Source organism: Bradyrhizobium sp. PRIMUS42 (genome assembly GCF_023006515.1).
In the GTDB taxonomy this organism is placed as follows: domain Bacteria; phylum Pseudomonadota; class Alphaproteobacteria; order Rhizobiales; family Xanthobacteraceae; genus Bradyrhizobium.
Map to the genome: position 1 here is coordinate 1 of NZ_JALBGZ010000360.1, position 6,451 is coordinate 6,451.

Sequence of the window (6,451 nt, forward strand, 5' to 3'; positions counted from 1 at the left end):
AGCAGGCTCCCGCCCAGGGCGCTCCGGCGCAGCAGGGCGCGGCCCAGCCGGCTGACCAGCAGATCCAGCTGATCTACGCCCCCTGGACCAAGTTCTGCCTCAAGGGCCAGGACGCCAACGCCAAGCAGGTCTGCTTCACCGGCAAGGACGGCCGCATCGAGTCGGGCCAGCCGGTCATCGCCGCCGTCATCATCGAGCCGGAAGGCGAGCCCAAGAAGATCCTGCGCGTGACGCTGCCGCTCGGCATGCAGCTCGTGCACGGCACCCGCATCATCGTGGACAGCAACGCGCCGCTGCAGCAACCCTATGTGATCTGCTTCCAGAACGGCTGCATGTCCGATTACGAGGCGACACCCGAGCTCATCAACAACATGAAGAAGGGCCAGAATCTCGTCGTCCAGGCGATCAATGCCAACGGCGCGCCGCTGACCCTGCCGCTGCCGCTCGCCGGCGAATTCCAGAAGGCCTATGACGGTCCGCCGACCGATCCGAAGGTGTTCGAGGAAACCCAGAAGAAGCTGCAGGAAGAGCTGCAGAAGAAGGCCGACGAGCAGCGCAAGAAGCTCGAGCAGAGCGGTGGTGCCCCCGGTGCGGCGCCGACCGGCCAGAAGTAATCGGGCTCGAATCCCGGACATGAAAAAGGCGCTCGGAAGAGCGCCTTTTTTGCTGGCCGCTCGATGGCACGCAGTTTTCGACGGACGCCGTTTGCGGGGCGCCGTTCACCTCTCCCGAGAGGTGAAGCCGAGTCCCCGGGGCTCAGTTCAGCGAGGGATTGCGCGGGCGGTAGCCGCCGTCCTTGTTCTTGATGAAGATCTCGGCCACCTGGGAGTGCCGGATCGGCTCGCCGGACTCGTCCGGCAACAGGTTCTGCTCGGACACGTAGGCGACGTATTCGGACTCCGCGTTCTCCGCGAGCAAGTGGTAGAACGGCTGATCCTTGTGGGGCCGCACCTCCTCGGGGATCGACAACCACCACTCCTCGGTGTTGTTGAATTCCGGATCGATGTCGAAGATCACGCCCCGGAACGAGAAGATCCGGTGGCGCACGACCTGTCCGATCTGAAATTTGGCGGTCCGCGCTTTAATCATCCCCCGTCGATAGACCAGGATTGTGGCCGATGCTAGTGGCCTCATCTGGAATTAGCGTTCACTTAAGGGGCAGATAGCCCCCAAGTCTTCAGAAAACACTTCATCAATGGTCGATATCCTCAATCTGGCGCTACCTTATTTTGGCTTGATCTTCGTCGGCTTTGCATGCGGCAAGGCCAAATCCCTGCCGGAATCAGGCCTCGCCTGGATGAACTTCTTCCTGCTCTACGTATCGCTGCCGGCACTGCTGTTTGCGATCATGTCCAAGACGCCGTTCTCGGAATTGAACAACCCGCCGTTCCTGGTGGCGACCACGCTGTCCACCGTCGCCGCGTTCACTTTGGCGCTGGTCGTGGGCAAGGTTTTTGGCCGGCTGACATTGCGCGAGGCGACGCTCGCAGGTCTCTCCGGCGGTTACGGCAATATCGGCTATATGGGGCCCGGGCTGGCGCTCGCCGTGCTCGGGACCAAGGCTGCGGCGCCGACCGCGCTGATCTTCTGCTGCGACAGCATCTTCCTGTTCACCATCGTGCCATTGCTGATCGAGCTCTCCGACCGGGACCATCCCTCGATCGTGCACGCCTTCGGCGTCGTGCTGAAGCAGATCGTGCTCAACCCGCTGATCATGTCGGCGTGTTTCGGCGCGGCCTTCGCATCGCTGCATATCGAGATGCCGGTCGCGCTCGATCGCACCATCACCTTCCTGCAGAACGCGGCCGCGCCAACCGCACTGTTCGTGCTCGGCGTGACCGTGGCGCTGCGCCCGTTCGACCGCGTCCCCTGGGAGGTGCCGGGCGTGATCGCGGTCAAGCTGCTGTTCCATCCGCTCGCAGCGTTCGGCCTGATGCTCGCGTTCGGGCCGTTCGCGCAGCCCTGGGCCGCGACCGCCGTGCTGATGGCCTCGCTGCCACCGGCGCTGAACGTGTTCGTGATCGCCCGCCAGAACGATGCGTGGATCGAGTCCGCCTCCGTCGCGGTGCTGCTCGGCACGTTTGCGTCCGTGGTCACGCTGACCAGCGTGATGTGGGCGATCCAGACCGGTCGGCTGGCGTTTCCGTGAGGGCTGAAACGTCTGGCAACGCAAACGGTGCGCTCCCTCTCCCGCTTGCGGGGGAGGGTTGGGAAGGGGGTATCTCCGCATCGGGATTGTCTGAGGTCTGTGGAGAATGTCCCTAAGCGGAGAGAGGCCCCACCCGGCGCTTCGCGCCGACCTCCCCCGCAAGCGGGAGAGGTTGCACCGAGCTAGCGGCCAATTCGTTCAACCTAACGGCTATCTTCGCCAGGTCGGCGTCAGGCCCTCGCGCATCGCAAAACGCCGGAGCGGGCCGATGGCGCCGAGCAAGTGCATGCCGACGGCGCGGACCGGCTGCAGCGGCAGGAAATCATTGAGCAGGGAGCGGTTGGCCATGTCGATCGCAAACGTCCGGCTCAGAATGTCCGGACGACGCGCCCGGTCGTAGCGCTTGAGCACCTCGTCTGCGCCGGGATCCTGGCCCGCGGCGATGGCTTCGCCTGCGAGCCGCGCGATGTCGGCGGCATCGCGCAGACCGAGGTTGAGGCCCTGGGCACCGATCGGAGGAACCACATGGGCGGCTTCGCCGACCAGCGCGACGCGATCGCTTCCGAAGGATCTTGGACGTTCGATCGCCAGCGGGAACAGGTTGCGGCCGGGCTCGACCGTCATCCGTCCGAGGATCGAGTGGGACTGTTTCTCGATCGCGGCGGAGAGCTCGTCATCGCTTAGGCCGCGCAGGCGCTCGGCTTCCGCGGGTGCCGAAACCCAGACGATGCTGGAGCGGTCGCCGGGCAGGGGCACGAATACGCAGGGGCCGTGCGGCGTGTGGAACTCGGTCGAGACATTGCGATGCGGCCGCGTATGGCCGACGTTGAAGGTCAACGCGGTCTGGTTCAGTTCGCGCCGCGTCACCGCAATGCCGGCGGCCTCGCGGCACAGCGAATGCCGACCGTCGGCGCCGACCACGAGCCTGGCCGAGAGAAACTGTGCGGAGACTGTGCGGATCGCGACGTCGTCGGCCTCGATGACGACGCTTTCGGCCTCGTCGTCGAAACGGTCGAGATTGGGCAGCTCGGCCGCACGCTGTTCCAGCGCCAGCATCAGCGAGCGGTTATCGATGTTGTAGCCGAAGGCGTCGAGCGCGATTTCGTGACAGGAGAAGCGGACCTCCGGCGCGCGGAACAGCCGGCCGGTGTCATCGACGAGGCGCATGACCTCGAGCGCAGCCGCCTTGTCCTTGCAGCGCGACCAGACGTCGAGCGTCTCCAGCAGATCGACGGAGGCTCCTAACAGCGCGGTGGTGCGATTGTCGGTATAGGGCACGCGCCGCGCCACCAGCGCGGTCCGCGCACCCGCCTGTGCCAGTGCGATGGATGCCGCAAGTCCGGCCGGCCCACCGCCGATCACGGCAGCGTCATGGAGTGTCGATGCGTCTGTCATGGAACGACACATGACACGCCCGGCGGCAAATTCAAGTCCACTGATTTAGCCTGATTTTTCGACGAATTGTGCGACCGATCGGCGCCATGGCGGATGTGCAAACCGGCCTCATTCTGATAGCAGAAGCCATGGACAGCCAAGAAGATTCCCTGAAGCCCACGCTCGCGATCCGCGCCGCGGCCTTCTCGGTGCACATCTTCACCGCGTTCGGCGCGGCGATCGCGCTGCTGGCGATGCTGGAGGCCGTGCGCGAGCACTGGGCGGCGATGTTTCAGTGGCTGGGCGTCGCCCTGATCATCGACGCGATCGACGGTCCGATCGCGCGCCGGCTCAACGTCAAGAACGTGCAGCCGAACTGGTCGGGCGACGTGCTCGATCTCGTGGTCGATTTCGTCACCTATGTCTTCGTGCCGGCCTATGCGATCGTCGCGAGCGGGTTGCTGCTGCCGGTCGCAGCTCCCTTGCTCGGCATCGCCATCATCGTCACCAGCGCATTATATTTTGCCGATCTGCGCATGAAGGCGGACGACAATCATTTTCGCGGCTTTCCGGCGCTGTGGAATGCGGCGGCGTTCTATCTGTTCCTGCTGCACTGGCCGCCGCTGTGGTCGACCATGCTGGTGACCGCGCTTGTCGTGCTGACCTTCGTACCGTTCCATGTACTGCATCCGGTCCGCGTCGTGCGGCTGCGGTGGCTGACGATGTCGCTGATCGCGATCTGGGCAGTGCTCGGCCTCTACGTGCTGGAGATGGATTTCCGCGTCGGCGCCGGCGTCACCATCGTGCTCTGCGCCATCGCGCTCTGGATCAGTTTCAGCGACGCCTTGATCCGCCTGGCAAGATCCTTCGCATGATGCACCTGCTGACCAGCCCCGAAGCCTGGGCGGCGCTGCTGACATTGACGGCGCTCGAGATCGTGCTCGGTATCGACAACGTCATTTTCCTGTCGGTGATCGTCTCGCGCATCCCCGAGAAGCAGGCGCATCGCGCCCGGCAGATCGGGCTCGCGCTGGCGCTGATCTTCCGCATCATCCTGCTCAGCCTGCTGGTCTGGCTGATCGGCCTGACCGCGCCGGTGTTTTCGTTCTCGGCCTACGAATTCTCCTGGCGCGACCTCATCCTCATCGGCGGCGGCCTGTTCCTGATCGCGAAGGCGACGCACGAGATCCACGCCGAGGTCGAAGCCGATGACGGCGAGGGCGATCAGAAATCCGCTGGCAGCGCCTTCTTCTGGGTGATCGTCCAGATCATCGTCATCGACATCGTGTTTTCGCTGGACTCGATCATCACGGCGATCGGCATGGCGCAGGACATCGAGATCATGATCGCGGCGGTCGTGATCGCCTGCCTGATCATGTACATTTCGTCGGGACCGGTGTCGCGCTTCGTCGCGGAGCATCCGACCACCAAAATGCTGGCGCTGGCCTTCCTGGTGCTGATCGGCGTCGCGCTGGTCGCGGACGGATTCCAATTCCACATTCCGCGCGGCTACATCTATTTCGCGATCGCGTTCTCGGCGGCGGTCGAATTCTTCAACGTGCTGGCCAAGCGCAATCGCAGGAAAACCGGTAGGCCGTCCGCTTAGCCGTTCCAGTTGGCGTCGAGTTGACAAGGCGGGCGCAATGCCTTTCGCTGGCCTGCAAGAAGAGGAGGTCAGGTGATGACCAAAGCCGTCCGTGTGCACAAGGTCGGAGGCCCCGAAGCCCTGGTCTATGAGAGCGTCGACGTGCCGGCGCCCGGGCCCGGCGAGGTGCGCATCCGCCAGCACGCGGTCGGCCTGAACTTCATCGACGTCTACTATCGTACCGGGCTCTACAAGGCGCCGGGACTGCCCTTCATCGCCGGCAACGAGGCCTCGGGCGAGGTCGTCGCGGTCGGGCCGGGCGTGACCAATTTCCATCCCGGCGACCGCGTCGCCTACTACCATAATCTCGGCGCCTATACCGGCGAGCGCAACATCCCCTGGGAGAAGCTGGTCAAGCTGCCCGACCACATCACCCACGAGCAGGGCGCCGTGCTGATGCTGAAGGGGCTGACCGTCTGGTATCTTCTGCACAAGACTTTCAAGGTCGAGCCGCATCATCGCGTGCTGGTCCATGCCGCCGCCGGCGGCATCGGCCTGCTCGCCTGTCAATGGGCGAGGGCGCTCGGCGCTCATGTGATCGGCACCGTCGGCTCACGCGAGAAGGCCGAGCTTGCCGAGGCCAATGGCTGCGACCACGTCATTCTCTACAACGAGGAGGACTTCGTCGCGCGCGTCAAGCAGATCAGCCGCAACGAGGGCTGCGACGTCGTCTATGACGGCGTCGGCAAGGCGACCTTTCCGGGCTCGCTGTCCTGCCTGAAGCCACGCGGCATGTTCGTCTCGTTCGGCAATGCCTCCGGTCCTGTGCCGCCGTTCGCGATCGCCGAACTCAACAATCACGGCTCGCTGTTCGCGACGCGGCCGAAGCTCAACGACTACGTCGGCACGCGCAAGGAGCTGCTGGAAGGCGCTGACACGCTGTTCGCCGCCGTCATCAACGGCAAGCTGCACGTGCCGATCAACCACGCCTACGCGCTCAAGGACGCCGCCAAAGCGCATATCGACCTCGAGAGCCGCAAGACGACGGGTGCGTCGATCTTGAAGCCGTAAAGTGGTGGTCCCGCGAGGACTCGAACCTCGAACCTCGAACCTCCGCGTCCGCAACGCGGTGCTCTATCCCTTGAGCTACGGAACCTTGCCACCTTCGATCTACGCCACCCGCCGTGCCGCACCCGCCTTGGTCAAGATCCCGTCGAGACAATCGATCATCTCGGCAATCTCGGCCCGCGTGACGTTCAGCGCCGGCATGAAGCGGAGCGCGTCGACCTGCGGCGCGTTGAGGAGCACGCCGGCCTCGAACGCCTGGGCGACGATGCCGGGCG

At 64.5% G+C, this 6,451-nt stretch carries 7 protein-coding genes, 1 tRNA gene and 1 pseudogene; 5 read left to right on the forward strand and 4 right to left on the reverse strand.

What is annotated here, in order from left to right; translation table 11 throughout:
* Window positions 1-614: invasion associated locus B family protein (locus MOV75_RS23370; protein WP_247006697.1), on the forward strand; the 614-nt coding region annotated here is incomplete at its 5' end.
* A gap of 142 nt (window positions 615-756) precedes the next feature.
* Here MOV75_RS23370 and hspQ read toward each other — a convergent pair.
* The gene (gene hspQ / locus MOV75_RS23375; RefSeq protein ID WP_018317973.1) at window positions 757-1,089 is read right to left on the reverse strand and encodes a heat shock protein HspQ; all 333 of its coding nucleotides are present in this window, start codon (window positions 1,087-1,089) and stop codon (window positions 757-759) included.
* 106 nt (window positions 1,090-1,195) lie between these two features.
* Between hspQ and MOV75_RS23380 the strand changes: the two genes are divergently transcribed.
* On the forward strand, window positions 1,196-2,149 hold the full coding sequence (locus MOV75_RS23380; protein ID WP_246929853.1) for an AEC family transporter: 954 nt from the start codon (window positions 1,196-1,198) through the stop codon (window positions 2,147-2,149).
* Window positions 2,150-2,359: 210 nt separating this feature from the next.
* On the opposite strand, the gene MOV75_RS23385 is transcribed toward MOV75_RS23380, so the two are convergent.
* On the reverse strand, window positions 2,360-3,544 hold the full coding sequence (locus MOV75_RS23385) for a UbiH/UbiF family hydroxylase (RefSeq protein WP_246929851.1): 1,185 nt from the start codon (window positions 3,542-3,544) through the stop codon (window positions 2,360-2,362).
* A gap of 86 nt (window positions 3,545-3,630) precedes the next feature.
* Between MOV75_RS23385 and pcsA the strand changes: the two genes are divergently transcribed.
* The 3 genes from pcsA to MOV75_RS23400 all read left to right on the forward strand — a co-directional run bounded on the left by pcsA (window position 3,631) and on the right by MOV75_RS23400 (window position 6,179).
* Window positions 3,631-4,398 carry a phosphatidylcholine synthase gene (gene pcsA, locus MOV75_RS23390; RefSeq protein WP_246929848.1) on the forward strand — a complete coding sequence of 256 codons (768 nt, stop codon included), beginning with the start codon at window positions 3,631-3,633 and terminating at the stop codon, window positions 4,396-4,398.
* Window positions 4,395-5,129, forward strand: a complete 735-nt coding sequence (locus tag MOV75_RS23395; protein ID WP_246929846.1) for a TerC family protein — start codon at window positions 4,395-4,397, stop codon at window positions 5,127-5,129. Before pcsA ends, MOV75_RS23395 begins: the two co-directional genes overlap by 4 nt.
* Before the next feature lie 75 nt (window positions 5,130-5,204).
* Window positions 5,205-6,179, forward strand: coding sequence for a quinone oxidoreductase (locus MOV75_RS23400; protein WP_246929843.1), 975 nt, complete (start codon window positions 5,205-5,207; stop codon window positions 6,177-6,179).
* A 2-nt stretch (window positions 6,180-6,181) separates the two neighbouring features.
* Here the strand turns inward: MOV75_RS23400 and MOV75_RS23405 are convergent.
* Window positions 6,182-6,264: transfer RNA gene (locus tag MOV75_RS23405), tRNA-Arg, on the reverse strand.
* A gap of 14 nt (window positions 6,265-6,278) precedes the next feature.
* Window positions 6,279-6,451, reverse strand: a pseudogene (gene argD, locus MOV75_RS23410) (acetylornithine transaminase); the annotation flags it as partial.